We start from the raw sequence: 25,762 nt of genomic DNA, 5'->3' as shown, positions 1-25,762 counted from the left end.
AGTATGTGCGATCCCATCAACCCTTGAGCTGGTCAAGTTTGTTTACGCTAATCGATTGCAAGTTACGGAACAGCAATACCAGAATTGCCAGACCTATAGCTGCTTCAGCAGCTGCAACGGTTAACACAAAGAAAACAAAAACCTGCCCTGCAACATCACCTGACCAGGTAGAAAATGCAACGAAGTTCATGTTCGCGGAAAGCAGGATCAACTCGACGGACATCAAGAGGATCAGCAGATTGCGGCGATTGAAGAAGAAACCCAGCAAACCGATAGTAAACAGGACGGCACTTAAAACCAGATAGTGCGTCAACCCTAGTGTCATCATTGTTTATCTCCAGCGCTGTTAGTTTCTGAAGCAGCAGAGGGTTGTTCCACTTGTGCAGTCATACTTACCAGACGCAGACGGTCTTCAGCACGTACTTTGACTTGTTTGGAAGAAACTGTGCGCTTCACATCGGAACGGCGACGCAGTGTCAACGCAATAGCGGCTACCATACCTACCAGCAGGATTACCCCACCTACCTGTACAGCCATCACATAGTCGGTGTACATCAGCACACCCAGCACTTTAGTGTTGTTGTAGTTTTCAGGCATTACAGCAGCCTCAGGTGCTTCCACCCAAGCGCGCAACAATACAATCGCCATTTCGGCAATCATGATCAGACCCACGATGGAGCCCACTGGCATGTAAGCCTTGAAGTGCTCTGTCGCAGATGGCATACGCACATCCAGCAACATGATCACAAACAAGAACATCACCATTACAGCACCAACGTAAACCACGATGAGCAATAGGCCCAAGAACTCGGCCCCCATCGAGATCCACAGCATTGCTGCCGTAAAAAATGTCAAAATCAAATGCAGCACGGCTGTCACCGGACTGCGCGCCGTGACTACACGGAACGCAGCGATGACAATAACCAGCGCCAGCACATAAAACAGAATCGTTGAAAACATGAGTGTTCTGCTCCTGTCTTAGCGGTAAGGCGCATCAGCGGCACGTCGTTCAGCAATTTCGGACTCATAACGGTCACCTACTGCCAACAACATTTCTTTTGTGAAGTACAAATCGCCACGTTTCTCACCATGGTATTCGTGGATATGTGTTTCCACGATGGAGTCAACTGGGCAACTTTCTTCACAAAAACCGCAGAAAATGCATTTAGTTAAATCGATGTCGTAACGTGTAGTACGACGTGTGCCATCGGCACGCTCATCTGATTCGATAGAGATGGCCAAGGCTGGGCAAACTGCTTCGCATAATTTACAGGCAATGCAGCGCTCCTCACCATTGGGGTAGCGGCGCAATGCGTGCAAGCCACGGAAACGCGCCGAAGTAGGCGTTTTTTCCTGTGGGTAATGCAGCGTAATTTTGCGGCGGAAAAAGTAACGCCCAGTTAGACGCATCCCTTTCAGCATCTCGGACAGCATCAGGCTGCCAAAAAAATCTTTAATCGCTTCCATAATTATTTAGCCCCCGAGCCTTATTGCCAGATGTTCCAGGGTGTCTGCATCCAGATCGCGACTACCAGCAGCCAGATACCTGTCAGCGGAATAAACACTTTCCAGCCCAAACGCATGATTTGGTCATAGCGGTAACGTGGGAATGTCGCACGGAACCAAATGAACATTGACACTACAACAAAGGTTTTCAGACCCAGCCACAACCAGCCTGGAATCCAGGTAAAGGGTGCAAAGTCAACGATTGGCAACCAGCCGCCCAAGAACATGATGGATGCCAGTGCCGACAACAAGATCATGTTGGCGTACTCACCCAAGAAGAATAGAGCAAAACCCATACCGGAGTACTCTACCATCGGGCCCGCCACAATCTCGGACTCACCTTCCACCACGTCAAATGGGTGACGGTTGGTTTCTGCCACAGCAGAAATCACGTAAACCACAAACAATGGCAACAGCGGCAACCAGTTCCAAGACAGGAAGTTCAAGCCACTATCAGCAAACATACCGCGATCTTGACCTTGTACGATTTCGCTCAGGTTCAATGTACCGGATACCAACAAAACAGTAATCAGCACAAAACCAATCGCCAACTCGTAAGACAACACCTGAGCAGCTGCACGCAGACCACCCAACAACGCGTATTTGGAGTTAGAAGCCCAACCGGCCACGATCACACCGTATACACCCAGCGAGGTAATCGCCAAGATGTACAGTAGACCAGCGTTAATGTTAGCCAATACCACTTCTGGACCAAAAGGAATCACTGCCCATGCTGCCAGCGCAGGCATCAGTGTTACCACTGGGCCCAAGAAGAACAGCACTTTGTTAGCCTTGCTAGGCACAATCACTTCTTTGGTCAGCAACTTGAACACGTCAGCAAAAGGCTGCAGCAAACCACGTGGACCCACGCGGTTTGGACCTTTACGAACGTGCATGAAACCAATCATCTTACGTTCCCAGTATGTCAGGTAGGCAACGCAGATAATGATCGGCAAAGCGATACATACGATTTTGATCAGTGTCCACACCACATACCATGCGGTAGGACCGATCAAACCTTCGCCGAAGTTTTGAATAGTAGTCAGCAGTTCCATTTAGACACGCTCCACTGTCAGTTGACCGAAGCTGCTTCCCAACGATGCAGTTTCTGCAAACGCGGTCGCAATACGTACGCAACCCGATGCCACCGTGTCATCCAATTGAACTGGCAAGACGGTTTCACCTTGAGCAGAACGTACACGTACACTTTCACCGTCAGCCAGCGACATTTTTTCCAGTGTGACAGCATTCATGCGTGCTGTAGGCAACGCACTTGCTGGTGTTTGCTGCAATGGTTCTGCACGACGTACCAACGCATCTGTACGGTAAATAGGTACATCAGTGACACGCTCTAGACCTTCAGCAGCCACAACCAATGCTGGTTTAGCATTGATAGCGTTGTTCAGGCGGGACTCAATACCAGCGGCCAATACGGTGTCGCGAACGGACTCGGAAGTCTCGTCATCAAAACCATCCAACTGGAACAAGTTACCCAATACGCGCAGTACCTTCCAACCTGGGCGAGTTTCACCCAAAGGAGCTGCAGCACCCTTGAAGCTCTGTACACGACCTTCAGCGTTCACGAAAGAACCTGAAGTTTCTGTAAATGGAGCAATTGGCAGCATCACATCAGCCCACTCTTCTGCCGCACTGCGGAAAGGAGTCAAGGCTACGGACAATGCTGCTGCTTTCAGTGTTTCCACTGCACGTGCACCGTAATCGCTATCAAAAGCTGGTTCTGTATGCAGTACGAAGTAAGCACGCAGGCTTTGCGCCAACATTTGCTCAGCAGTCAATGCACCATTTGCAGGCACAGCGTTAGCCAAGTAACCGCCAACCGTGTTACCACCAGCAGTCAACCAGCCCAGTGTTGCTTTTGCTGCTGTAGCCACTGCTGCTGCATTGGCTGCAATGACGCTAGCTTGATCGCTGGACACTACAACGTTACCCAAGAACACAGCCACTTTCTCACCGGAACTCAAGCTCTCAGCGATGCGTCGTGCTTCTGCGCTAACTTGCACACCAGCCAACTCAGTAGGAACGGCTGCACCCGCAGCTTCAGCCAAGGCTACAGCTACTTCAGCTACTGCATTCGCGATTTGGCTAGGAGCCACTGTCATGCGCTGATGGATATGCGCAAAATGCGGATCATCAGCAGCAGAGTCGATGAAGGACACTTGTGCACCAGCTTTCACAGCTTGACGCAGACGCTGTGCCATCAATGGGTGATCTTTACGCAGGAACGAACCTACGACCAGAACACGATCCAACTCGTTCAACTGAGTAACTGGCATACCCAACCATGGAGTACCTGCCAATGCTTGATCCAAACGTGCATCAATCTGACGCAGACGGAAGTCAACGTTTTCTGAACCCAGAGCACGCATCAAACGTGCCAACAAGGCCAACTCTTCCGTTGTAGCAGTCGGGCTACCCAAACCACCAATTTGATCTGCACCGAATTTTTCACGTATTGCATTCATCGCGGCCACTACGTGTTGTAGGGCATCGCTCCATGATGCTTCGCGCCATGTACCGTCGCTACCACGAATCATCGGGTGTGTCAGACGGTCTTCGGTGTACAAACCTGTGTAAGAGAAACGGTCACGATCGCTGATCCAGCATTCGTTTACCGCTTCATTCTCAAAAGGTACTACGCGCAGCACACGGTCCATTTTGGACTGAACAACCAGGTTTGCACCCATGCTGTCGTGCGGGCTGATGGAATGGCGACGAGCCAATTCCCAGGTACGTGCTTTGAAGTGGAACGGTTTAGACAACAGCGCGCCAACTGGACACACGTCAATCATGTTACCGGACAACTCGGACTCTACAGCACGACCCACGAACGTGGTGATTTCAGCGTGTTCGCCACGATTCAACATACCCACTTCTTGCAGACCAGCGATTTCTTCGCCAGTACGCACACAGCGTGTACAGTGAATGCAACGTTGCATAGCCTCTGTGGAGATCAGTGGACCCATTTCTTTGGCCACGACCACACGTTTTTCTTCCTGATAACGGGATTCAGAGCCGCCATAACCTACGGCCAAATCCTGCAACTGACACTCACCGCCCTGGTCACAAACCGGGCAATCCAATGGGTGATTAATCAGCAGGAATTCCATCACGCTTTTCTGTGCAGCGATGGCTTTTTCCGAACGTGTACGTACCACCATACCGTTTGTCACTGGTGTCGCACACGCAGGCAAAGGTTTAGGGGCTTTTTCAACATCAACCAAACACATACGGCAGTTAGCCGCAATGCTTAGTTTTTTGTGATAACAGAAGTGCGGCACATACACCCCAGCGTCCTGTGCAGCTTGGATAACCATGCTGCCTTCAGGAGCTTCCAGTTTGATGCCGTCGATGGTGAGTTCTACCATTAGTTCGTCCTGAGCCTACAAATATTTGGGCACCACACAGTCACTGTGCTCGATGTGGTGTGCGAACTCGTCGCGGAAATGTTTGATGAAGCTGCGTACTGGCATAGCCGCCGCATCCCCCAGCGCACAAATCGTACGACCCATGATGTTTTGGGCGATTTCGTCCAACATATCCAGATCTTCAGGTCTACCCTTGCCGTTCTCGATACGATGAACCATGCGCCACAACCAACCTGTACCTTCACGGCACGGTGTACATTGACCACAGCTTTCGTGCTGATAGAAGTACGACAAACGCAGCAGGCTCTTCACCATGCAACGCGTGTCATCCATGACGATTACCGCACCAGAACCCAGCATGGAGCCTGCTTTGGCAATGGAGTCATAGTCCATGTTTGTGGCCATCATGATGTCTGCTGGCAATACCGGTGCAGACGATCCACCAGGAATCACCGCTTTTAGCTTGCGACCTTCGCGCATGCCACCAGCCAATTCCAACAGTGTTGAGAATGGTGTGCCCAATGGGATTTCATAATTACCAGGACGTTGTACGTCACCAGAAATTGAGAAAATCTTTGTACCACCAGCGTTAGGCAAGCCAATTTCTTGGTATGCCTGACCACTGTTACGGATAATCCAAGGCACTGATGCAAAGGTTTCCGTATTGTTAATGGTTGTTGGTTTGCCATACAAACCGAAGCTTGCAGGGAATGGCGGTTTAAAGCGTGGCTGGCCTTTTTTACCTTCTAAGGATTCCAGCAAGGCTGTTTCTTCACCGCAAATGTATGCGCCATAACCGTGGAACGCATGCAATTGGAAGTTGAAGTCGGTGCCAAACAGTTTGTCACCCAAGAAACCAGCTTTACGCGCTTGCTCCAACGCTTCTTCAAAGCGTTGGTAAACTTCAAAAATCTCACCGTGGATGTAGTTGTAGCCAACGCTGATGCCCATGGCATACGCAGCAATAGCCATACCTTCAATCACAATATGTGGATTGAAGCGTAACAAGTCACGGTCTTTAAAGGTACCTGGCTCACCCTCGTCAGAGTTACACACCAAGTATTTTTGACCTGGCAATGTACGAGGCATGAAGCTCCACTTCAGGCCTGTGGGGAAACCTGCACCACCACGACCACGCAACGCAGATGCTTTTACTTCAGCAATGACTTCATCAGGTGTCATGCTGGTTACGACTTTACGCAGAGCCTCATAGCCACCACGCTTAACGTAATCTTCCAACCCCCAGTTTGTACCGTCTAGGTCTGCCAACATTTGAGGCTGGATATGACGGCCATGAAAAATCATGCTGCGTGATAAATCATTGGCTGGATCAGGTGTCAGGCCTTGCGACAACTGCTTCAAGATATCAGGTGCGCTCATGCTGACTCTCCCTGTTTTCTAAGCCCATCCAACATGGCGTCAATACGCTCAGCTTCCATACGCACACACATATGCTGGTTGTTCACCAACATGACGGGCGAGTCACCACAGGAGCCCATGCATTCGCCAGAAATCACTGTGAACATGCCGTCAGCAGTTGTCTCACCGTACTCCACACCCAATTTTTCTTTTAGGTACTCACCAGACTTCACGCCGTCACGCAACGCGCAAGGCAAGTTAGTGCATACAGAAATGGTGTAACGGCCAGCTGGACGAGTCTGGAACATGTTGTAGAAGGTGGCTACTTCCTGTACCGCAATCGCTGGTACACCTAAGTAGTTCGCCACGTCTTCAATTACCTCGGTAGACACCCAACCCAATTCCTGCTGGGCAATCGCCAAGGAGGCCATAATGGCTGAGCGTTTTTGGTCATCGGGGAACTTCAACAGTTCCTTGTCGATGCTTTGATAAGCTTTTTCGGAAAGCAGCATAGTTTGATTCCGTTCTTCCATGGTGATGCCTTAGCGGTCGATCTCGCCGAACACGATATCCTGTGTACCAATGATCGTGACAGCGTCAGCAATCATGTGGCCACGGGACATTTCGTCCAGCGACTGCAAGTGCACAAAACCAGGTGCACGAATCTTCATACGGTAAGGCTTGTTACCACCATCTGACACCAAATAAATCCCGAACTCACCTTTAGGATGCTCAACACCAGCGTAAACCTCGCCTGATGGGACGTGCATACCTTCAGAGAACAATTTAAAGTGGTGGATCAAATCTTCCATACCTGTCTTCATGCGTTCGCGTGAAGGAGGTGCCACTTTATGGTTGTCGGTAATCACTGGACCTGGGTTGTTACGCAACCACTGGATACACTGGCGAATGATGCGGTTACTTTCACGCATTTCAGCCATACGTACCAAGTAACGGTCGTAACAGTCACCGTTAGTACCCACAGGAATATCGAATTCCATGCGGTCGTATACTTCGTAAGGCTGTGTCTTACGTGTATCCCATTCCACACCGGAGCCACGCAGCATAGGGCCAGTAAAGCCCAGCGCTTTAGCACGCTCAGGAGTCACGATACCCACGTCTACCAAACGCTGTTTCCAAATACGGTTATCCGTCAGCAAGGTGTCATATTCATCGACACATGCTGGGAAGCGATCAGTAAAGTCTTCCAAGAAATCCAACAACGAGCCTGAACGAGCTTCGTTCATCGCTTTCAATTCTTTTTCGCTGCGGTATTTATTACCTTGGTACAAAGCCATGGTATCTGGCAGGTCGCGATACACACCACCTGGACGGTAGTATGCAGCGTGCAAACGTGCACCGGATACAGCTTCGTATGCATCCATCAAGTCTTCGCGCTCACGGAACGCGTACAAGAACACCGCCATAGCACCCACGTCTAGAGCGTGAGAACCTACGGACATCAGGTGATTCAGGATACGGGTAATTTCGTCGAACATCACGCGGATGTACTGAGCACGTAGAGGAACTTCAACCCCTACCAAACGCTCTACTGCCAAGCAGTAAGCGTGCTCATTCACCATCATAGACACGTAGTCCAAGCGATCCATATAGGGCAATGCTTGCAAGAACGTGCGGTGTTCGGCCAGTTTTTCTGTCGCGCGGTGCAACAGACCAATATGTGGGTCAGCGCGTTGAATAACTTCGCCGTCCAATTCAAGTACCAGACGCAGCACACCGTGTGCGGCCGGGTGTTGAGGACCAAAGTTTAGCGTGTAATTCTGAATTTCTGCCATGGTACTTAGCGCCCCACTCCGTAATCGTCTTCACGAACCACACGTGGAATAATTTCACGCGGCTCAATAGTGACAGGCTGATAGATAACCCGTTTCTGTTCTGCGTCGTAACGCATTTCCACATAGCCGGAGATAGGGAAATCTTTGCGGAAGGGATGACCGATAAAGCCGTAATCGGTAAGAATGCGGCGCAGATCAGGGTGACCTTCAAACACAATGCCGTACAAGTCGAAGGCTTCACGCTCGAACCAGTTCACTGTGGGCCATACATGGAACAGTGTAGGTAAAACGGGGAAGTCATCACCAGGCACAAAGCAGCGTACTCGCATGCGGCAGTTATGTTTAACTGACAGCAAGTGAATCACTACTGCAAAGCGATGTGGGAACAAGGAGGGATCAAAGTCGTAAGTGGGAGCACGCCATGCTGAGTAATCCATACCACACAGATCCATACAGATTTCAAACGACAAATCTTTATGGTCACGCAGAGTGGTACAGGTTTGCACCCAATCGCTTACTGGCACTTCCAGTGTCAGTTCGTTGCGATCCAGTGTCAGCGCAGCTTCTTCACCAAATACGGCGAGAATGTTTTTTTGTAGCGTTTCTAGTCGTGTCATGATGTACGTACCTAGCTAAAACAGACCCGACGCTTAACGCGCGATGGTGTTGGTTAAACGGATTTTGTTCTGCACCTGCAGCAGGCCATAGACCAGCGCTTCAGCAGTTGGCGGACAGCCCGGCACATACACATCCACCGGAACAATACGATCACAACCACGAACAACTGAGTACGAGTAGTGATAGTAGCCACCGCCGTTGGCACAGGACCCCATGGAAACCACCCAACGTGGCTCAGCCATCTGGTCGTACACCTTGCGCAAGGCAGGCGCCATTTTGTTGCACAAAGTACCAGCTACGATCATCAAGTCAGACTGACGCGGGCTGGGACGGAAAATGATACCAAATTGATCTAAGTCATAACGGGCAGCACCCGCATGCATCATCTCTACCGCACAACAGGCCAGCCCGAATGTCATCGGCCACATGGAACCTGTTTTCGCCCAGTTCAGCAACTTGTCTGCACTGGTAGTAATAAAACCTTCTTTCAAAATGCCGTCTATAGCCATAGTTTTTTGCCTTTAGCAGACGCCTACCCTAGTGGGTATGCTCAGTATGCTTATTCCCAATCCAGGGCGCCTTTTTTCCATTCGTACAAAAAGCCCACTGTCAAAATGCCTAGGAAAACTAGAACAGACCAGAAACCCACCATTCCAATTACCCCGTTGGCAACAGCCCAAGGGAACAAGAAGGCAATTTCCAAATCAAACATAATGAACAAAATGGCGATCAGGTAATAGCGAATATCCACCTTCATGCGGGAGTCGCCGAAGGCTTCAAAACCACACTCGTATGGTGATAGCTTTTCATCGTAAGGACGATGTGGCCCCAAAATGCGACCAGCCGCTAACAATGCCCCACCAATACCCGTCGCAACTAGGACAAATAGCAAGATGGGGAAATAATTCTGCAGATTCATGCAACACACCCATTCACAGTAAGTAAACCCTTGGATTGTAGCATTTTCATATAGTCTTTGAGGCTATAACCCTTAGCCCGACTCAAATTAGACCGACCAGACGCTTTTTTAGAAAAAAAAAGCTTACCAGCACTACCTTTTAGCCCGCTGTACCAATATTACAACTACATTGCCACAGCTAGCATTAATTCATTACAAAAGGTGTCAGCTGACTTTTAGCTTAAAGAAATAAGGGTTTAGAGGTATTTTTTGGGAATAAAAATAGAAAATTCACGCATAAACCAGCAGCATGAGCACACCAATAAACCATGAATAGAAAAACACACCCCCCTAATTAGCGTTATAAAAAAACATCCTCAACCGATATAGATCACAAACAACAACAACAACAACAACAACAACAACAACAACAACAACAACAACAGCAACCCCCTCACCACACCACCCACAATCCGTAGCAAGCAACCCCACACGCTGAGATAGCCACAAGCACTAGAACCCAACCAACAAGCCAGGCACTCCCATACCACCCGCAAACAAACTCACACCCAAGCCTCCGACCCCAATCAGAAGCTCAAGCACAAAAAAACCCCAGACATAAAAAAAAGCCACTCCGAAGAGTGGCTTTTCCATGCCTAAGCATTTCGCATCGACCTGCCGAAGCAGGCCATCATGATACATGGCTAAGCCATGCGACATGATTAGAAGCGGTGACGCAGACCTACGATAGCCTGTGTAGCACGTACGTTCTGGAATGCGTAGCCAGTACCGTATGTACCAACTGCGTAAACGTTTGTACGTTTGGACAGGTTGTATGTGTAGCCCAAGCTGAACAAGTTTTGGGATTTTTTCTCGCCGTTAGCATCGAACCAGTCGTTGTCGCTAACGCGGGACATTGCCCAACCAGCCATTACTTTACCAGCAGCGCCAACAGGTGCGCTTACACCAACTGCGAAGTTGTTGGTTTTGTAATCAACTTGAGAACCAGCACCAAAGCCCATGCTCAGGTCGCCGTCAATGCTGCTGCTGTAACCACGGCCTGTCAAAGTACCGTTACGCTCTTGACCCCAGGCCAAGTGCAGTTTTACAACTTCAAAGTCGTAGCTACCAGCCAAGTTCCAAGCTTGTGCGGATTTATCCCATGCAGAAGCTTTCAGGTTGTCGTAAGAAACAGCAACCGCTACTGGACCATTTGCGTAACGCAGACCGGTTGTTACCAGTTTAGCGTTTTGGTCTTTAGGGTTGTTAGCTGCGTCTTTGATATCCCAGTTTTGTGCGCCGTTTACGTTGAAGGAGTAACCAACAGCGAAGTCAAAACCATTGAAGTTAGGTGTTGCGTATACAACTGTGTTGTCTGCGCGAACAGTTGCTGCGGAGGTAAATGTTTTACCGATTGCAGCCAATTCCATGGAATCGCCAAATGGGCTAGCGATGTCACCAATGTAGCGGGAAGCTACGTTTTGTTGACGACCGAACACCAAGGAACCCCAGCTGTCGCCAGCCAGACCCAGAGTTGCTTCACGACCGAACAAACGGTTGTCTTGAGCGGATTTACCGTTTTGCAGTGTGAAACCGCTTTCCAATGTAAAAACAGCACGCAGACCATCGCCCAGATCTTCGCTACCGCGCAGACCCCAACGGTTACCGGACTGAACGCCGTCGTAGAAACCTGTGCGAGTTGCTTTAACGTCTGTGTCTTTGTTTTTGAACTGTGTGTAACCCAAGCCTGTATCAACGATACCGTACAGAGTTACGGAAGTTTCTGCCTGAGCAACGCCAGCGAAACCGGCCATCAAAGCAGCAGCGAGCAGAGTCTTTTTCATGTATGAAATCTCCGTGGATTTTTTGAGTAAATCAGAGCAGCCACTCACAACATGTAGGTGCTACTGCTCTTTCTAACTCCGCAATGGGAAGTTAGAGCTATTGCATCAAAATTCCGCCGCGTTGACTATTGTTTGATGTGATTACCCTGCATAAAGTCACTTTTCTGTAGTCTATACACGACAAAAACGTCACTTCCATACAACAAAACAGGGTTTACACCCGCCCAACCCCAATGCCCTTTAAGCTCAAATAAATTTAAAGCAAAAATCGAACATACCGCTGTAAGTAGTTGATTTATCTACAAGTGAAGAATCTCGAAACGCATCAACACTTTCACCCAAACATGCACCGAGCAGCCCCAACACAACCCCTGAAGCCACCCAAACAACCTCTCGCACCCCATCCCACAAAAGACGGGCGCAAAAAAGCCGGGCTAACCCGGCTTCAATGTTTTTTGGTGTCGATGGCGAGACTCGAACTCGCACAGCTTGCGCCACTACCCCCTCAAGATAGCGTGTCTACCAATTCCACCACATCGACATCTAGAAAGATCGTTATTCTAGCATGATCCCCCACGGGCACAAGTACTTTTGCAGCATAAGTGCATCTATTGCCCCACAAACAAAAAGGCCGATCATTGATCGGCCTTTTATAGAGAGCAAACAGAGAGGGTTACTCTGCTGTAGTTGGCTCTTTTACTTCTTCTGTAGATTCAGCAGATTCAACCGCAGGAGCCTCTTCTACTTTGCTTTCAGCCTCAGGCTCAACCGCTTGCGGCACACTTGCTGCCGGAGCTGGTACAGCCGGAACCACTGGCACACTCACATCTGGCGCAGCAGGTGTAGTAGGCGCTGGAGCCGACATACCTGGAATGATGGACTCAAAGCCCTGCATCACACCCGATTCGATTTCAGCTTTAGCGGAAGGCTTGTAAACCACCCACGCCAAACCCGCGGTAGAAACAAAAAACACAATAGCGGCATACTTAGTCGTGCGCGACAAGAAGTTGGCAGCACCAGCAGCACCAAACACACTACCTGCTGAACCACTACCAAAAGACGACCCCATGTCCGCCCCTTTACCTTGTTGCAACAACACCAAACCAATAATAGTCAGTGAAGACAATACCTGCACTGCCTGCAAGACTGGTTGAATCCATTCCATGTGATCACTCCGTGGCTTATATCGCCGCTATCGCTAAAAATTCTTCGGCCTTAAGTGCCGCACCACCCACCAATGCACCATCTATATCAGGCATGGCGAACAAACTCTTTGCATTTGCCGCATTGACGCTACCGCCATACAACACACGCACTTCTTCAGCACCGCTGTTACGCAAGCACTCGCGTATAAACGCATGCACAGCCTGAGCCTGCTCTGGCGTTGCACTTTTCCCTGTACCTATGGCCCAGACTGGCTCATAGGCTACAACCACTCGTCTCACAACATCCGCACCCAAATCCAGCAAAGGCTGCAATTGTCGCAAGACTACAGTATGCGCTTCACCAGCTTCGTGTTCAGCATCGCTTTCACCCACACAAAAAACTGGCGTAACACCACAAGACAGTGCCTGCACTGCTTTATCAGCCACCAATTGATCTGACTCAGCATGACGTTGTCGGCGTTCAGAGTGCCCCACCAACGCCCACTTACAAGAAAAATCCTGCAGCATAGCCGCTGATACTTCACCTGTGTACGCACCTTGCTGCTGATCACTAACGTCTTGCGCACCCCATGAGACCAAGGAGCCCGCAAGAATCTCTTGCGCTTGAGCCAAATAAGGGAACGGCACACAGACTGCCAGCTCACAGGCCTGGCTTGGTCGGTAATGCGCTAACGCCTGCAACAGCACCGTGCTGCCGCCCAGCGACGCATTCATTTTCCAGTTACCAATAATAAGAGGAGAGCGAGTTGTAGTTGTCATTGACCTCTAGTACCTGAAGGCCAAAGGCCATCACAAATAAAACAACCGATAATTGTAGCGTGTTGCCCAGATTTACGCTTAGAAATTGTGCACTTTTCGCATCGCCATATTGACTAGCGCCTAATGGCACCACTCTTTATGCGCGTAGGATGATTTTCCCAACCTGCTCACCGGCATCCATCATGGCATGCGCTTGCACTGCATCGGCCATATCAAACACCGCATGCACTTTAACGCTAACAGCACCGCGCTCCAGCAATGGCCATACCTGCTCACGCACCTGCTTAGCCAGATCAGCCTTAAAGCGCTGATCCCTAGCACGTAGAGTTGAACCCGTTAGCGTCAATCTACGCAACATCATTTGCGCAAAATTAACCTCACCTTTAGGAGCGCCCTGCAAAGCGATGACCACAATACGGCCATCATCTGCCAGACAACGTATATCTCTATTAATATAGTCGCCCGCCACCATATCCAGAATCACATCCACGCCACGATTGTTTGTAGACTCACGCACAACCTCTTCAAATACCTGCGTTTTGTAATTAATGCCGGTGGCACCTAGCGCATTAATAATGGCTACACGCTCATCACTACCAGCCGTAGCAAAGACACGATGCCCTTTAGCGACTGCCAACTGTATGGCCATGACCCCAATACCGCTTGCTCCACCATGCACAAGCAAAGACTCGCCATCCGCCAAAGCACCACGATTAAAGATATTGCTCCATACCGTAAACGCCGTTTCGGGTATACCAGCAGCGTGGACAGGATCTATACCTTTAGGGATAGGTAAGCAATGCATCGCATCCACTACGCAGTATTGTGCGTAGCCACCACCTGGCAGTAACGCGCACACGCAATCACCCAGCGCATACCCACTACCCTCTACATCGCCACCCACGATCTCCCCAGAAACCTCTAAGCCTGGTATATCAGAAGCCCCAGCAGGCGCAGGGTACATACCTTTGCGCTGCATCACATCCGGCCTATTCACGCCGGCTGCTATCACACGCAACAATAACTGCCCTGCCGCTGGCTCTGGCATAGGCCTATCAACCCAGCGCAATACCTCAGGACCACCTGGTTGGGAGATTTCTATGGCTTTCATGATATTCACTACCCTTATACATAGATCTACAGAGAGGTCTATTATGACTCGAACAGAATCAAAAGGATAATAGATGAGCCCGAAGGCATAAGAGATGTTGGTGCATCCACCCGGAATCGAACCGGGACGATCGTTTGATCGAGAGATTTTAAGTCTCTTGCGTCTACCTATTCCGCCATGGATGCCACACAAACTTGTTTGGCGGAAGCGGTGAGATTCGAACTCACGGATGAGTTACCCCATCGCTGGTTTTCAAGACCAGTCCATTCAACCACTCTGGCACGCTTCCAAGTTTGATTTACTGATATTGCACCAATAAGATTGGCTCAAAACAGCAAAGAAGAAAACTATACCGTAAATTTAACCGTTTGTATACGCAGAAAGCCGCAAAATACCCTCTTGTTACCCAGCCATGCTGTCCACATAAAAAAATCCCGGTGAGCACGAATGCCCAATCCGGGATTTTTTGCTTTATATAACTAGCTTACGCTAGCACACAAAGACTTATTCAGCAGCTGTGTCAGCCTCTGGTGCCGCAGGAGCAGCTTCACCCCCTTGAGCTTCAATGCCACCCAAAGCTTTGATAGACAGACGCAGACGGCCTTTATCATCAGCTTCTATAACTTTGAATTTCACAACCTGACCAACTTTCAATACATCATTCACGTTGGCAATACGGTAGTTAGCAATCTCAGAGATGTGCAGCAAGCCATCTTTACCTGGCAACACTTGCACAATCGCACCGAAATCCAGAATACGCAGCACTGGGCCTTCGTACTCTTGACCCACTTCTACTTCTGCTGTGATTTCTTTGATACGACGCTCAGCTTCTTGTGCTTTCTCTAGGTCAGCACTAGAAATTGTGATTGTGCCATCATCACCGATATCGATCTGCGTACCAGTTTCTTCGGTCAGCGTACGAATAGTCGCGCCACCTTTACCAATCACATCACGGATTTTTTCTGGGTTGATTTTTACTGTCAACATACGTGGAGCAAATGCGGACAATTCTGTACGCGCACCTTCCAAGGATGTTTTCATCAAACCCAAGATGTGCATGCGGCCTTCGCGAGCCTGAGCCAATGCAACACTCATGATTTCAGTAGTGATACCTTGAATCTTGATATCCATCTGCAATGCAGTAATACCGTGCTCTGTACCCGCTACTTTGAAGTCCATATCGCCCAGGTGATCTTCATCACCCAAGATATCGGTCAACACAGCAAACTTACCACCATCTTTGATCAGACCCATTGCCACACCAGCAACGTGATCAGTCATAGGCACGCCCGCATCCATCATTGCCAATGAGCCACCACACACAGTCGCCATAGAGGACGAACCGTTGGACTCAGTCACCTCAGACACAATACGCAACGAGTATTGGAAGTCTTCCGCTGGAGGCAGCATGTGAGCCAAAGCGCGTTTAGCCAAACGACCATGACCGATCTCACGACGCTTAGGCGCACCAAAACGGCCTGTTTCGCCTGTAGCAAACGGAGGGAAGTTGTAGTGCAGCATGAAACGATCACGGTACTCACCCATGACGGAATCAATGATCTGCTCGTCTTGGCGTGTACCCAGTGTGGCTACAACCAAGGCTTGCGTTTCACCACGAGTGAACAACACACTACCGTGAGCACGTGGCAATACGCCAGTACGGATAGAAATAGGACGGACCGTACGTGTATCGCGACCATCAATACGCGGCTCGCCACTCAGAATTTGACTACGAACAATCTGGCTCTCGAAATCAAACAGAATGTTTTCAACACCCACTGAATCAGGAGCAGCTTCGCCTTTTTCTTCCGCGGAAGCAGCCAAGGAGTCTTTCACAGACTGGCTGATCTCTTTCAAACGCAATGTACGCGCTTGTTTTTCACGGATTTGGTAGGCTTCTTTCAACTGATCAAAAGCAACAGCGCGCACAGCACTGATCAATGCTTCGTTAGCTGGCTCTGGCTGCCAATCCCATTCAGGTTTGCCGGCATCTTCAACCAACTCATGAATCGCATTGATCACGTTTTGCATTTGCTCGTGACCAAAGGCAATCGCACCCAACATCACGTCTTCAGACAATTGCTGAGCATCAGACTCAACCATCAACACAGCAGCCTCTGTACCAGCCACAACCAAGTCCAACTTGGATTGCTCTGTTTGAGCTGTAGTTGGGTTCAGTACGTACTGACCATCCACATAACCCACACGCGCTGCACCAGCAGGGCCATTGAATGGAATACCAGAAATAGCCAATGCAGCTGACGCACCAATCAACGCTGGGATAACTGGGTCAATCTCAGGATTAACGGACAGCGCGTGAATGATGATTTGAACTTCGTTGTAGAACCCTTCTGGGAACAACGGACGCAGCGGACGGTCGATCAGACGTGAAGTCAATGTCTCACGCTCTGATGGCTTACCTTCACGCTTAAAGAAACCACCGGGAATGCGCCCAGCAGCGTAGGTTTTCTCTACGTAATCTACGGTCAAAGGAAAGAAATCCTGACCGGCTTTAGCTTTTTTAGCACCTACAACGGTTGCCAAAATAACGGTATCTTCAACAGAAACAAGCACGGCACCTGATGCCTGCCGTGCAATTTCACCCGTTTCCAACACAACTTCATGTGCGCCGTACTGGAATTTTTTTGTGACTTTATTGAACATTCACTACGTTCCTTACAATAAAAAACCGTGCGTACCGCAAGAGGTTTCTTGCAGCAAGCACGGTTATTTCGTGCGGGGCATGCCCCGGCATATTACTTACGCAGACCGAGTCTTTCGATCAACGCGCGGTAAGCGTCAGGCTTACGATCTTTCAAGTAATCCAACAGTTTACGGCGACGGCTAACCATGCGCAGCAGACCACGACGTGAGTGGTGATCTTTAACGTGGGTTTTGAAGTGCTCTGTCAAATGAGCAATACGTGCCGAAAGCAGCGCTACTTGAACTTCTGGAGAACCAGTATCGCCGGCTTTACGTTGGTATTCCGAAACGATTTCGGTTTTTTTAACTACTACTGTCATAACATTATCCTCAAATAACTTGCGATAGAACCGAGGAGCCCTATCGTGTCATCAGCAAAAACACTTTGCTTACGCAAAACAATCTGGAATTATATAGCAAAACGCCCAAGCACGTAAGATTCTTCAATTACGCAACCCCGTAATTAGGCGCTGCCACCACAGGAAGTACGAAAATGCCACGCTTTACCGCCCTACCCTGCATTACTTTTGTCAGCCTATTGATGGCGGGCTGCACCAGTCTAAGCAACGTATCACCCGGCACCGCCTTAGACACAGCCATTAACGAATACGGCACACCCACCCAGCGCTGCAATAACGTCAAACCCGAACTGGTGAACTGGTCCACCCAACCTATGGGTTACTACGCGTGGACGGCCGAGGTGGATGAACAAAACATCATTCTCTCCATACAGCAAATGCTTTCTGATGAGGGTTTTAGGCAATTAGACCAACATGACTGGAATGCCTCCATGATTGCCTGTTGGTACGGCCCACCCGCTGTTGATGAATTTGCCCGATGGAAAGGCGTCACCTATCGCACCTGGTCATACCGTTATAAGCAAGGCGGTGCGTTCAATTCGCTGATGTATATGTACTTCAATGAAAAGGGCCAGTTGGTTCACCACCATCCTGGCCCTGATCCGCGTGATATTAACGACGGTATATTTCGCGGTATGGATTAAGCATCCTCTCGGCGCTGCTCAATCAGCCTACGCGCACGATGCCAGCGCCATGCCATCACCACCCAACCCGACAAGCCATACAGCACAAACAAGCCAAACAGCACTACCGGCGGATCGGAAGAGACAAACACGAACAGCAACACCAGCAGCAACATGCCCCAGAACGGCACACTTTTGCTCAATGCAAATGTTTTGCCACTGTAGAAAGGCGCATTGGAGACCATGGCGACGCCAGCATAAATCGTGAGAACAAAGGCGCTCCACTGCAATACGTGCGTAGAAATCGGCAATTTATTATCCACCGACAACCACACAAAGCCAGCAATGAGCGCAGCCGCCGCAGGACTAGGTAAGCCCTGAAAGAAGCGTTTATCCACAACAGCGATATTGGTGTTGAAACGCGCCAAGCGCAATGCCGCACCCGCAACAAACACGAATGCTGCCAACCACCCCCATCGACCTAGATCTTGGAGTGCCCACACATACATCACCAATGCAGGCGCCACACCAAAAGAAGTTAAGTCAGCCATGGAGTCATACTGCTCACCGAAGGCGGACTGCGTATTAGTCAGGCGCGCTACTCGCCCATCCATACCATCAAATACCATCGCCAAGAATATGGCTATAGCAGCCACTTCAAACCGCCCATTCATGGCCTGCACGACGGCATAAAAACCAGCGAATAAGTTCGCGGTAGTAAACGCGTTAGGTAAAAGGTAAATACTGCGACGACGTAATTCGTCTGTATTGCGACCGGGCATAATTCAAGCTGAAGGTAAGAAACCAAAGAAACCGCTTAAAAGCAGCTGGGTAAGAATGAGATATTAGCAGCTTATGGGCAATTACAAAAAACAAAAAGGCTGGCACAGGGAGATCCCTAGGCCAGCCTTATGGCGTTAATCACGCCACATGCTTAGTTTTTGGATTTATCAACCAATTTGTTGGCTGCAATCCAAGGCATCATTGCACGCAGTTGTTCGCCCACACGCTCAATCTGAGATTCAGCGTTGATACGACGACGCGATGTCAATGTTGGGGCTCCAGCAGTGTGCTCCAAGATGAAGTTTTTAGCGTAAACACCGTTTTGGATGTCAGCCAGAACTTCACGCATTGCTTTACGTGTGTCATCAGTAATGATCTTAGGACCTGTTTCGTACTCACCGTACTCCGCGTTGTTGGAGATGGAGTAGTTCATGTTGGCGATACCGCCTTCGTAGATCAGATCAACGATCAACTTCAGTTCGTGCAAGCACTCGAAGTAAGCCATTTCTGGCGCGTAACCAGCTTCAACCAATGTATCGAAACCAGCTTTGATCAGCTCAACAGCACCACCACACAGAACAGCTTGTTCACCGAACAAGTCGGTTTCTGTTTCTTCGCGGAAGTTTGTTTCAATGATACCGGCACGACCACCACCGTTTGCGCTAGCGTAGGACAGAGCTACGTCACGTGCTGCACCAGTTTTGTCTTGGTATACAGCGATCAGGTGAGGAACACCACCACCTTGACGGTATGTACCACGTACAGTGTGGCCTGGAGCTTTAGGAGCAACCATGATCACGTCGATATCATCACGTGGCACAACTTGGCCGTAGTGAACGTTAAAGCCGTGAGCAAATGCCAGCGCTGCGCCTGGACGAATGTTTTCAGCAACTTGTGTACGGTACACTTCAGCGATGTTCTCGTCAGGCAACAAGATCATTACTACGTCAGCGATTTTAACGGCTTCAGCCACTTCCATCACTTTCAGGCCAGCGCCTTCAGCTTTGCTCCAAGAAGCACCGCCTTTACGCAAACCAACAACCACATTCACGCCGGACTCATGCAGGTTCAATGCGTGAGCGTGGCCTTGTGAACCGTAACCGATAATTGTAACTGTACGACCCTTGATCAAGGAAAGGTCACAATCTTTGTCGTAAAAAACTTTCATGGAATCTGCTCCAAATTTTTGTCGCCTTGTGGCGTTTTAATTTAATAAAGTTAAACCTTCAAAACCCGTTCACCACGGCTGATACCTGACACACCGGTTCGTACTGTTTCCAAAATGGAACTGCGATCCAATGCATTGATGAAGGCAGAGATTTTCTCCTGCACTCCAGTCAGTTCAATCGTGTAGGTTTTGTCAGTCACATCAATGATGCTGCCACGGAAAATGTCAGCCATACGTTTGATTTCTTCGCGCTCTTTACCTACTGCACGCACTTTGATGAGCATGAGTTCACGCTCAACGTGCGGGCCTTCAGAAAGATCCACCACCTTCACCACATCAACGAGGCGATTCAGGTGTTTGGTAATTTGCTCGATCACCTCATCGGGACCTATGGTCACAATCGTCATCCTAGACAACGTTGCATCTTCCGTAGGTGCCACAGTCAAGGTTTCAATGTTGTAGCCGCGCGCAGAAAACAGACCAACCACACGCGACAATGCGCCGGGTTCGTTCTCAAGCAGGATGGAAATCACGTGTTTCATAATTCCTCTCCTTTCAGATCTTCTGCACACAACAACATTTCCGTTAAACCTTTACCCGCCTTAACCATTGGCCAGACGTTTTCTGTTTTATCGGTGATGAAGTCCATGAATACCAAGCGGTTTTTATGTTTAGTGAACGCCTCTTGAATGGCCGGTTTCACATCCGCAGGTTTATCAATACGCATACCAACGTGGCCGTAGCTTTCAACCAGTTTCACGAAGTCAGGTAACGCATCCATGTAGGATTCCGAGTAACGGGAACCGTAATCGATTTCCTGCCACTGACGCACCATACCCAGACTGCGGTTGTTCAAGCACAGCAGCTTAGGTGTCATACGATATTGCAGACATGTGGACAATTCTTGGATGTTCATCTGAATAGATGCTTCACCAGTAATCACCGCTACATCTGCATCAGGGTTAGCCATCTGTACGCCCATAGCGTAAGGCAGGCCCACACCCATCGTACCCAAGCCACCCGAGTTCAACCAACGACGTGGTTTATTGAAACGGTAGTATTGTGCCGCCCACATTTGGTGCTGACCCACATCAGAAGTCACGAAAGCGTCACCGCCCGTTACTTCCCATAGAGCTTCCACCACTGACTGAGGTTTAATCACTTCGTCAGAAGGTTTGTAGACTAGGCATTTCTTCTCGCGCCAAACGTTGATCTGCTTCCACCATTGTTCCAGAGCTGTTTTGCTCTTAGCGGATGAGGAACGAACTTGTGCGTACTGTTCGTTGAACTCTTGCAGAACTTCCTTAACGCTGCCCACGATAGGCACATCCACTTTCACACGTTTGGAAATGGAGGAAGGATCAATATCAATGTGAACAATTTTTCGAGGGACTTGCATGAAGTGACGAGGATTCGCGATTACGCGGTCATCGAAACGTGCGCCCACAGCAATCAACACATCACTGTGTTGCATAGCCATGTTTGCCTCATACGTACCGTGCATACCTGGCATACCCACATACTGATCGCTATTACCTGGGTAAGCACCCAGAGCCATCAGCGTGGTAGTACAAGGTGCACCACAAAGCTCGACTAATTGTTTAACTTCTTCGGATGCATTATCCAAGATAGCGCCGCCGCCCACGTAGATCATGGGACGCTCAGCTGCTGCCAGCATTTGCACCGCTTTTTTAATCTGCCCCTGATGCCCTTTGGATACAGGCATGTAGGAACGCATTTTGACCTCGCCACGCTTAGGCGTGTAGCGAGCCATTGCTGCAGTAATATCTTTGGGGATATCGACCAACACAGGACCTGGACGGCCTGTAGTCGCGATATAGAAAGCTTTGCGAATAGTATCTGCTAGCTCTTTTACGTCACGCACCAAAAAGTTGTGCTTAACGCAAGGGCGCGTAATACCAATAGCATCACATTCTTGAAAAGCATCTTCGCCTATAGACTGAGAACCAACTTGGCCACTAATCACCACCATAGGGATGGAGTCCATGTAGGCCGTTGCAATACCTGTTACAGCATTAGTCAGACCTGGGCCACTGGTAACCAGCGCCACACCAACTTTGTTGGAGGAGCGTGAATAGGCATCCGCCGCGTGCACAGCTGCTTGCTCGTGACGCACCAAAATGTGGCGGAATTTGTCCTGCTTGAAAATTGCATCGTAGATGTATAGTACGGCACCACCTGGATAGCCGAAAACGTGTTCTACGCCCTCGTCAGCCAGCGTGCGCACGACTATATCTGCGCCATTGAGTTCCATTATGAAATTCCTTTCAGTCTTGCACTAACTCCCCGACTGGCACTTAAGCCGGAGTCTCAGCCAAATACAGCAACATGATCTGGCGCTTTATGACCCACGGGACCACGCCACCCAGACACACTACTGCTTGACCTGCACTCTTTCGGAAAGTAGCACTTGCGTACAAACGCGATAGCATGAAATGGAAGTCCTGGCATCTCACGCTTGTGGCGCGGCCAGCAACAAATAAAAAGGCGCAAAAAAACGGGTTGATGACCCGTGCAAAGAGCCCTACTGCCCCAGCGGATGAGCTAAGGCATCAGACACTTTACCCTGTTGCCAAATGTCAATCAACTGCAATTGTTGGTAAACCGCAAATTATCTTCACCCACAGTATGGGTTGGGCATCTTATACTGGTGAATCTGTATGTAGAACCACAACATGAGCACCACTTTCTTTCCTCAGTTACAGCGCTTTCTTTACAGCCACTACCTGCTAGGCGGGCTACGGCAGGCTGCGGGTATTTTGTTGCCCGTTATAGTGCTGGGGGGTGGTTTTCAGTTGTATGGCATGGGGATTATTGCCTCCATGGGCGCGCTATGTGTGGCCGTCATTGACCAGCCCGGCGGCCCAAAACGCTACCGCACCAACGAAATGCTGGGTGGTATAGCACTGGGCACTGTTACTGTTGCCTTAACCACCTTTGCTGCTGGATCGCTATGGGGCACATGGATACTGGTTCCCATACTGTGCTTCTTCTTTTCCATGCTCAACGTGTATGGGCCACGCGGTGGTTTGATTGGCTTTGCTTGCTTGCTGTTGATGACGCTTAGCCTGCGCGAACCCACCTCTGGCGATACCGTACTGCTGCACACCCTATTCTCTTTTACTGGTGGCCTGTTTTACTTTGCCTTTAGTTTGCTCTTTAGGTATTTGTTGTGGCTGGGTGAGGAACGCCGCACGCTGTCTATGGCCTTGCACGCTACAGCTAAATACATGTTGGCTAGATCCAAGTTCTATGATGTGAACTCAGATTTGGATGCGACGTATAGGGACCTCATCAAAGCACAGTCCAGCATGGCCGAGCTTCAACAGTCAGCTCGTGACATGGTGTTGCGTGAACTGCCTAAAGGCATCAAAAGTCGTGGCGACCAATACCGCACCACATTGCTGGTGTTGTACACCAACATGGTGTCGTTGCTGGATACCCTGGTTGCCACCCATACCGACTACCACACCCTGCGACGCAAACTAGGTGAAAGTGATTTCATGGAGTTTGCTCATGATGCACTACAAAAGCAATCAGCAGAGGTAGTACGTATTGCGCTGAACGTATCTCGCCGCAAAAAAACCGTGCAACGCATTAGCGTGAAAGCGGAAATACGTGCGATGGAATATGAACTAGAGCGCTACAAACAAAAAGGCATGCAACAACAAGACCCCGAGCTGTATGGTTTGTTGCTGCAAGTACTGCGTCGCTTACGTGTAGCCAAACAAACCATTGACCATATGGCGGCCAACACCAAACGTACGGGTACAGATATTCCTCTGGATCAGTATTTGGACAAATCCTTAAGCCGTTTCTTGTCGCGCGAAGAAATACATCTGGGTTTGTTCCGTAGCAACCTACGCCTGAGCTCATCTAGCTTCCGCTATGCCATTCGTGTGACAGTAGCCTCTATTTTGGCTCTGGCTGTGCCGGCATTAGCAGCACAATTCACGAGCACCACCGAGTCACTGAATTCCTTAGCCAACCAAAGTAACTGGATCATCCTAACCATTCTGGTGATTCTGAAACCTGGCTTTGCACAGACCAAACAGCGTAATACGTGGCGTCTAGGTGGTACGGCTTTAGGGTGCTTGCTGACCTTTATTTTGTTTAGCGTCACCGACAATAAAGAGTTCTACTTTATTGCTCTGTTACTCGCTTATGTCATGGGTAAGAGTTTGGTGCAGTTGCACTATTTGTTATCAGCAGCCTTTTTGACTATCTCGGCACTGATCTCATTTCAGTTCTTATACGCCAGCAGCACCTTTGTCATCAGTGAGCGCTTTATAGACACGCTGATTGGGTGTGCTATTGCCTTACTATGTAGTTACGTACTGCCTAAGTGGGAAGCCAGCTCTATGAGCAGCTTCGCCCGCGAATCTCTGCAAGCTAACCGACATTATTTAACTACTGGATTGCAATACGCCGAACTGAATCGTCAGTATCAGCAAGCCGTACAACTACAGGCAAGCAACCCTGATAGCGAACCTGTAGATGCCGCCTTGGCCGCACAACTAGCCGAGGCTGATACTCAATGGCAACTGGCTAAACGTCAGGTCTATATTTCGTTTGATAACTTTGCATCTGGCTTTTATCGCATGATGGATGAACCCGCCAGTCGTCAATGGAATGTCGCGCTATTCAATAATTTGCTGATTCAGAACCATGTACTGGCATCACAAATCAGTGCCAGTATTCCGCTGCTAGCCACGCTGGAAAGCATTCCACCCGGCATAGACGAAGCCATTACCGCCATTCAAGGCATTTTGCATGATCAGACAGTAGAAAACACCAGCCCTACACTGGAAACTGAGGGTGAGTTAGCAATGCTGGCGTACCCCTTACGCCAAATGATCAAAGCTTCACAGCTAATACAACAAGACATGAAAGGGTTGGATATGGCAGAACATACCCAACCCTTACTCACCGCATCATAGTCCCAAGTACGCCTTGCGAATGACGGGGTGTCCTTCTAATTCAGCAGCGGTGCCTTCCAGCACCAGCCTGCCGTTTTCCAGCACATAGGTACGATCGCTGACCTGCAATACCTGTTTGATATTCTGCTCTACCAGCAGCACAGGTAAGCCCGTGTCAGCCACCTTGCGTATGGCTTTCATCACCTCTTTCACATACAGCGGTGACAAACCAATGCTAGGTTCATCCATGATCAGCATAATGGGATCCAGCATTAATGCACGACCAATAGCCACCATTTGCTGTTGCCCACCTGATAACGCTCCAGCCAAGCTGGATTCGTATTTTTTCAAGTCAGGAAATAAGGTAGTGACCTCGTCTAGGCGTTGATCCCGTGTGGCGCGTAAGTGCGGCAAATACGCCCCCATGAGCAGGTTTTCTTTCACACTCAAATTGGGAAATAATTGCCTACCCATAGGCACGTGAGCCAAACCTAATCGTGCGGTTTGATGCGGTTTCAACCCTGCTATGGATTGCCCATTAAACAGAATCTCACCCGCCATAGGTTTGATCATGCCTGACACAGCACGCAGCATCGTAGACTTGCCACTGCCGTTTCCGCCCACCAAACCAATTAACTCGCCACGTTTAACCTCTAGGCTGACATCAAACACCACTTGCAGGGTACCGTAGCCCAAATCGGCATTGCGTACGCTTAGGACTATTTCTGGTTGTGTTTGCATGA

General features: G+C 49.4%; 25 protein-coding genes and 3 tRNA genes. 2 read left to right on the top strand and 26 right to left on the bottom strand.

Annotation, left to right across the window (positions count from 1 at the left end; all coding sequences use genetic code 11):
- Positions 1-16 precede the first annotated feature (16 nt).
- The 21 genes from nuoK to rpsO all read right to left on the bottom strand — a co-directional run bounded on the left by nuoK (position 17) and on the right by rpsO (position 17,466).
- Positions 17-325: an NADH-quinone oxidoreductase subunit NuoK gene (nuoK, locus tag ACLO87_RS04430; RefSeq protein ID WP_135861484.1), complete on the bottom strand. Its 309-nt coding sequence runs from the start codon at positions 323-325 to the stop codon at positions 17-19.
- The gene (locus ACLO87_RS04425; protein WP_135861453.1) at positions 325-960 is read right to left on the bottom strand and encodes an NADH-quinone oxidoreductase subunit J; all 636 of its coding nucleotides are present in this window, start codon (positions 958-960) and stop codon (positions 325-327) included. Before ACLO87_RS04425 ends, nuoK begins: the two co-directional genes overlap by 1 nt.
- Positions 961-978: 18 nt before the next feature.
- Positions 979-1,467 (bottom strand): NADH-quinone oxidoreductase subunit NuoI, encoded by a 489-nt coding sequence (gene nuoI / locus ACLO87_RS04420; protein ID WP_135861454.1) that lies wholly within the window; start codon positions 1,465-1,467, stop codon positions 979-981.
- A 20-nt stretch (positions 1,468-1,487) separates the two neighbouring features.
- On the bottom strand, positions 1,488-2,561 hold the full coding sequence (gene nuoH / locus ACLO87_RS04415) for an NADH-quinone oxidoreductase subunit NuoH (RefSeq protein WP_135861455.1): 1,074 nt from the start codon (positions 2,559-2,561) through the stop codon (positions 1,488-1,490).
- Positions 2,562-4,892: an NADH-quinone oxidoreductase subunit NuoG gene (gene nuoG, locus ACLO87_RS04410; RefSeq protein ID WP_430222886.1), complete on the bottom strand. Its 2,331-nt coding sequence runs from the start codon at positions 4,890-4,892 to the stop codon at positions 2,562-2,564.
- Positions 4,893-4,907: 15 nt separating this feature from the next.
- Positions 4,908-6,272: an NADH-quinone oxidoreductase subunit NuoF gene (nuoF, locus tag ACLO87_RS04405; RefSeq protein WP_135861457.1), complete on the bottom strand. Its 1,365-nt coding sequence runs from the start codon at positions 6,270-6,272 to the stop codon at positions 4,908-4,910.
- Positions 6,269-6,763: an NADH-quinone oxidoreductase subunit NuoE gene (gene nuoE / locus ACLO87_RS04400; protein WP_135861485.1), complete on the bottom strand. Its 495-nt coding sequence runs from the start codon at positions 6,761-6,763 to the stop codon at positions 6,269-6,271. The genes nuoF and nuoE overlap by 4 nt, the downstream gene beginning before the upstream one ends.
- A gap of 30 nt (positions 6,764-6,793) precedes the next feature.
- Positions 6,794-8,047 carry an NADH-quinone oxidoreductase subunit D gene (locus ACLO87_RS04395; protein WP_135861458.1) on the bottom strand — a complete coding sequence of 418 codons (1,254 nt, stop codon included), beginning with the start codon at positions 8,045-8,047 and terminating at the stop codon, positions 6,794-6,796.
- Between the two features lie 5 nt (positions 8,048-8,052).
- The gene (locus ACLO87_RS04390; RefSeq protein ID WP_430222885.1) at positions 8,053-8,664 is read right to left on the bottom strand and encodes an NADH-quinone oxidoreductase subunit C; all 612 of its coding nucleotides are present in this window, start codon (positions 8,662-8,664) and stop codon (positions 8,053-8,055) included.
- A gap of 33 nt (positions 8,665-8,697) precedes the next feature.
- Entirely contained in the window at positions 8,698-9,174 is a 477-nt protein-coding gene (locus tag ACLO87_RS04385; protein WP_135861460.1) for a NuoB/complex I 20 kDa subunit family protein, read from the bottom strand.
- A gap of 50 nt (positions 9,175-9,224) precedes the next feature.
- The gene (locus ACLO87_RS04380) at positions 9,225-9,584 is read right to left on the bottom strand and encodes an NADH-quinone oxidoreductase subunit A (RefSeq protein ID WP_135861461.1); all 360 of its coding nucleotides are present in this window, start codon (positions 9,582-9,584) and stop codon (positions 9,225-9,227) included.
- A 356-nt stretch (positions 9,585-9,940) separates the two neighbouring features.
- Entirely contained in the window at positions 9,941-10,087 is a 147-nt protein-coding gene (locus ACLO87_RS04375) for a hypothetical protein (RefSeq protein WP_430222884.1), read from the bottom strand.
- Between the two features lie 198 nt (positions 10,088-10,285).
- Positions 10,286-11,407 (bottom strand): porin, encoded by a 1,122-nt coding sequence (locus tag ACLO87_RS04370; RefSeq protein ID WP_430222883.1) that lies wholly within the window; start codon positions 11,405-11,407, stop codon positions 10,286-10,288.
- A 456-nt stretch (positions 11,408-11,863) separates the two neighbouring features.
- Positions 11,864-11,948 (bottom strand) — tRNA-Leu (locus tag ACLO87_RS04365).
- A 132-nt stretch (positions 11,949-12,080) separates the two neighbouring features.
- Positions 12,081-12,572, bottom strand: coding sequence for a preprotein translocase subunit SecG (gene secG / locus ACLO87_RS04360; RefSeq protein ID WP_430222882.1), 492 nt, complete (start codon positions 12,570-12,572; stop codon positions 12,081-12,083).
- A 16-nt stretch (positions 12,573-12,588) separates the two neighbouring features.
- On the bottom strand, positions 12,589-13,332 hold the full coding sequence (tpiA, locus tag ACLO87_RS04355; RefSeq protein ID WP_430222881.1) for a triose-phosphate isomerase: 744 nt from the start codon (positions 13,330-13,332) through the stop codon (positions 12,589-12,591).
- Between the two features lie 136 nt (positions 13,333-13,468).
- Entirely contained in the window at positions 13,469-14,443 is a 975-nt protein-coding gene (locus tag ACLO87_RS04350; protein ID WP_430222880.1) for an NAD(P)H-quinone oxidoreductase, read from the bottom strand.
- 98 nt (positions 14,444-14,541) lie between these two features.
- Positions 14,542-14,628 (bottom strand) — tRNA-Leu (locus ACLO87_RS04345).
- A 14-nt stretch (positions 14,629-14,642) separates the two neighbouring features.
- Positions 14,643-14,732 (bottom strand) — tRNA-Ser (locus ACLO87_RS04340).
- Positions 14,733-14,947: 215 nt separating this feature from the next.
- On the bottom strand, positions 14,948-17,107 hold the full coding sequence (gene pnp / locus ACLO87_RS04335) for a polyribonucleotide nucleotidyltransferase (protein ID WP_135861466.1): 2,160 nt from the start codon (positions 17,105-17,107) through the stop codon (positions 14,948-14,950).
- 92 nt (positions 17,108-17,199) lie between these two features.
- Positions 17,200-17,466: a 30S ribosomal protein S15 gene (gene rpsO / locus ACLO87_RS04330; protein ID WP_135861467.1), complete on the bottom strand. Its 267-nt coding sequence runs from the start codon at positions 17,464-17,466 to the stop codon at positions 17,200-17,202.
- 173 nt (positions 17,467-17,639) lie between these two features.
- On the opposite strand from rpsO, the gene ACLO87_RS04325 reads away from it, so the two are divergent.
- Positions 17,640-18,149: a hypothetical protein gene (locus ACLO87_RS04325; RefSeq protein ID WP_430222879.1), complete on the top strand. Its 510-nt coding sequence runs from the start codon at positions 17,640-17,642 to the stop codon at positions 18,147-18,149.
- On the opposite strand, the gene pssA is transcribed toward ACLO87_RS04325, so the two are convergent.
- The 4 genes from pssA to ilvB all read right to left on the bottom strand — a co-directional run bounded on the left by pssA (position 18,146) and on the right by ilvB (position 22,354).
- Positions 18,146-18,910, bottom strand: coding sequence for a CDP-diacylglycerol--serine O-phosphatidyltransferase (gene pssA, locus ACLO87_RS04320; protein WP_135861469.1), 765 nt, complete (start codon positions 18,908-18,910; stop codon positions 18,146-18,148). The two genes, ACLO87_RS04325 and pssA, sit on opposite strands and share 4 nt — an antisense overlap.
- A 152-nt stretch (positions 18,911-19,062) precedes the next feature.
- Complete coding sequence (gene ilvC, locus ACLO87_RS04315) at positions 19,063-20,079, bottom strand: ketol-acid reductoisomerase (protein WP_135861470.1); 1,017 nt, start codon at positions 20,077-20,079, stop codon at positions 19,063-19,065.
- 50 nt (positions 20,080-20,129) lie between these two features.
- Positions 20,130-20,621: an acetolactate synthase small subunit gene (gene ilvN, locus ACLO87_RS04310; RefSeq protein WP_135861471.1), complete on the bottom strand. Its 492-nt coding sequence runs from the start codon at positions 20,619-20,621 to the stop codon at positions 20,130-20,132.
- Positions 20,618-22,354 carry a biosynthetic-type acetolactate synthase large subunit gene (ilvB, locus tag ACLO87_RS04305; protein WP_135861472.1) on the bottom strand — a complete coding sequence of 579 codons (1,737 nt, stop codon included), beginning with the start codon at positions 22,352-22,354 and terminating at the stop codon, positions 20,618-20,620. Before ilvB ends, ilvN begins: the two co-directional genes overlap by 4 nt.
- 421 nt (positions 22,355-22,775) lie before the next feature.
- On the opposite strand from ilvB, the gene ACLO87_RS04300 reads away from it, so the two are divergent.
- On the top strand, positions 22,776-25,040 hold the full coding sequence (locus ACLO87_RS04300; protein ID WP_430222878.1) for an FUSC family protein: 2,265 nt from the start codon (positions 22,776-22,778) through the stop codon (positions 25,038-25,040).
- Here ACLO87_RS04300 and ACLO87_RS04295 read toward each other — a convergent pair.
- On the bottom strand, positions 25,035-25,760 hold the full coding sequence (locus ACLO87_RS04295) for an ABC transporter ATP-binding protein (protein WP_135861474.1): 726 nt from the start codon (positions 25,758-25,760) through the stop codon (positions 25,035-25,037). The genes ACLO87_RS04300 and ACLO87_RS04295 overlap by 6 nt on opposite strands.
- Between the last annotated feature and the right edge of the window lie 2 nt (positions 25,761-25,762).

The organism is Paenalcaligenes sp. Me52, from assembly GCF_050487965.1.
Taxonomy (GTDB): domain Bacteria; phylum Pseudomonadota; class Gammaproteobacteria; order Burkholderiales; family Burkholderiaceae_B; genus Paenalcaligenes.
This window is presented reverse-complemented; position numbering and strand designations above follow the sequence as displayed.

Bases quoted from the DNA above. Each gene is read 5' to 3' on its own strand.
- ACLO87_RS04295 (WP_135861474.1), bottom strand. From the start codon at position 25,760: ATGCAAACACAACCAGAAATAGTCCTAAGCGTACGCAATGCCGATTTG.
- pnp (WP_135861466.1), bottom strand. From the start codon at position 17,107: ATGTTCAATAAAGTCACAAAAAAATTCCAGTACGGCGCACATGAAGTT.
- ACLO87_RS04350 (WP_430222880.1), bottom strand. From the start codon at position 14,443: ATGAAAGCCATAGAAATCTCCCAACCAGGTGGTCCTGAGGTATTGCGC.
- nuoI (WP_135861454.1), bottom strand. From the start codon at position 1,467: ATGGAAGCGATTAAAGATTTTTTTGGCAGCCTGATGCTGTCCGAGATG.
- nuoH (WP_135861455.1), bottom strand. From the start codon at position 2,561: ATGGAACTGCTGACTACTATTCAAAACTTCGGCGAAGGTTTGATCGGT.
- ACLO87_RS04300 (WP_430222878.1), top strand. From the start codon at position 22,776: ATGAGCACCACTTTCTTTCCTCAGTTACAGCGCTTTCTTTACAGCCAC.
- nuoG (WP_430222886.1), bottom strand. From the start codon at position 4,892: ATGGTAGAACTCACCATCGACGGCATCAAACTGGAAGCTCCTGAAGGC.
- ACLO87_RS04390 (WP_430222885.1), bottom strand. From the start codon at position 8,664: ATGACACGACTAGAAACGCTACAAAAAAACATTCTCGCCGTATTTGGT.
- ilvC (WP_135861470.1), bottom strand. From the start codon at position 20,079: ATGAAAGTTTTTTACGACAAAGATTGTGACCTTTCCTTGATCAAGGGT.
- ilvN (WP_135861471.1), bottom strand. From the start codon at position 20,621: ATGAAACACGTGATTTCCATCCTGCTTGAGAACGAACCCGGCGCATTG.
- tpiA (WP_430222881.1), bottom strand. From the start codon at position 13,332: ATGACAACTACAACTCGCTCTCCTCTTATTATTGGTAACTGGAAAATG.
- ACLO87_RS04370 (WP_430222883.1), bottom strand. From the start codon at position 11,407: ATGAAAAAGACTCTGCTCGCTGCTGCTTTGATGGCCGGTTTCGCTGGC.
- ACLO87_RS04385 (WP_135861460.1), bottom strand. From the start codon at position 9,174: ATGGCTATAGACGGCATTTTGAAAGAAGGTTTTATTACTACCAGTGCA.
- nuoE (WP_135861485.1), bottom strand. From the start codon at position 6,763: ATGCTGCTTTCCGAAAAAGCTTATCAAAGCATCGACAAGGAACTGTTG.
- ilvB (WP_135861472.1), bottom strand. From the start codon at position 22,354: ATGGAACTCAATGGCGCAGATATAGTCGTGCGCACGCTGGCTGACGAG.
- nuoK (WP_135861484.1), bottom strand. From the start codon at position 325: ATGACACTAGGGTTGACGCACTATCTGGTTTTAAGTGCCGTCCTGTTT.
- ACLO87_RS04325 (WP_430222879.1), top strand. From the start codon at position 17,640: ATGCCACGCTTTACCGCCCTACCCTGCATTACTTTTGTCAGCCTATTG.
- ACLO87_RS04395 (WP_135861458.1), bottom strand. From the start codon at position 8,047: ATGGCAGAAATTCAGAATTACACGCTAAACTTTGGTCCTCAACACCCG.
- rpsO (WP_135861467.1), bottom strand. From the start codon at position 17,466: ATGACAGTAGTAGTTAAAAAAACCGAAATCGTTTCGGAATACCAACGT.
- secG (WP_430222882.1), bottom strand. From the start codon at position 12,572: ATGGAATGGATTCAACCAGTCTTGCAGGCAGTGCAGGTATTGTCTTCA.
- pssA (WP_135861469.1), bottom strand. From the start codon at position 18,910: ATGCCCGGTCGCAATACAGACGAATTACGTCGTCGCAGTATTTACCTT.
- ACLO87_RS04425 (WP_135861453.1), bottom strand. From the start codon at position 960: ATGTTTTCAACGATTCTGTTTTATGTGCTGGCGCTGGTTATTGTCATC.
- ACLO87_RS04380 (WP_135861461.1), bottom strand. From the start codon at position 9,584: ATGAATCTGCAGAATTATTTCCCCATCTTGCTATTTGTCCTAGTTGCG.
- nuoF (WP_135861457.1), bottom strand. From the start codon at position 6,272: ATGAGCGCACCTGATATCTTGAAGCAGTTGTCGCAAGGCCTGACACCT.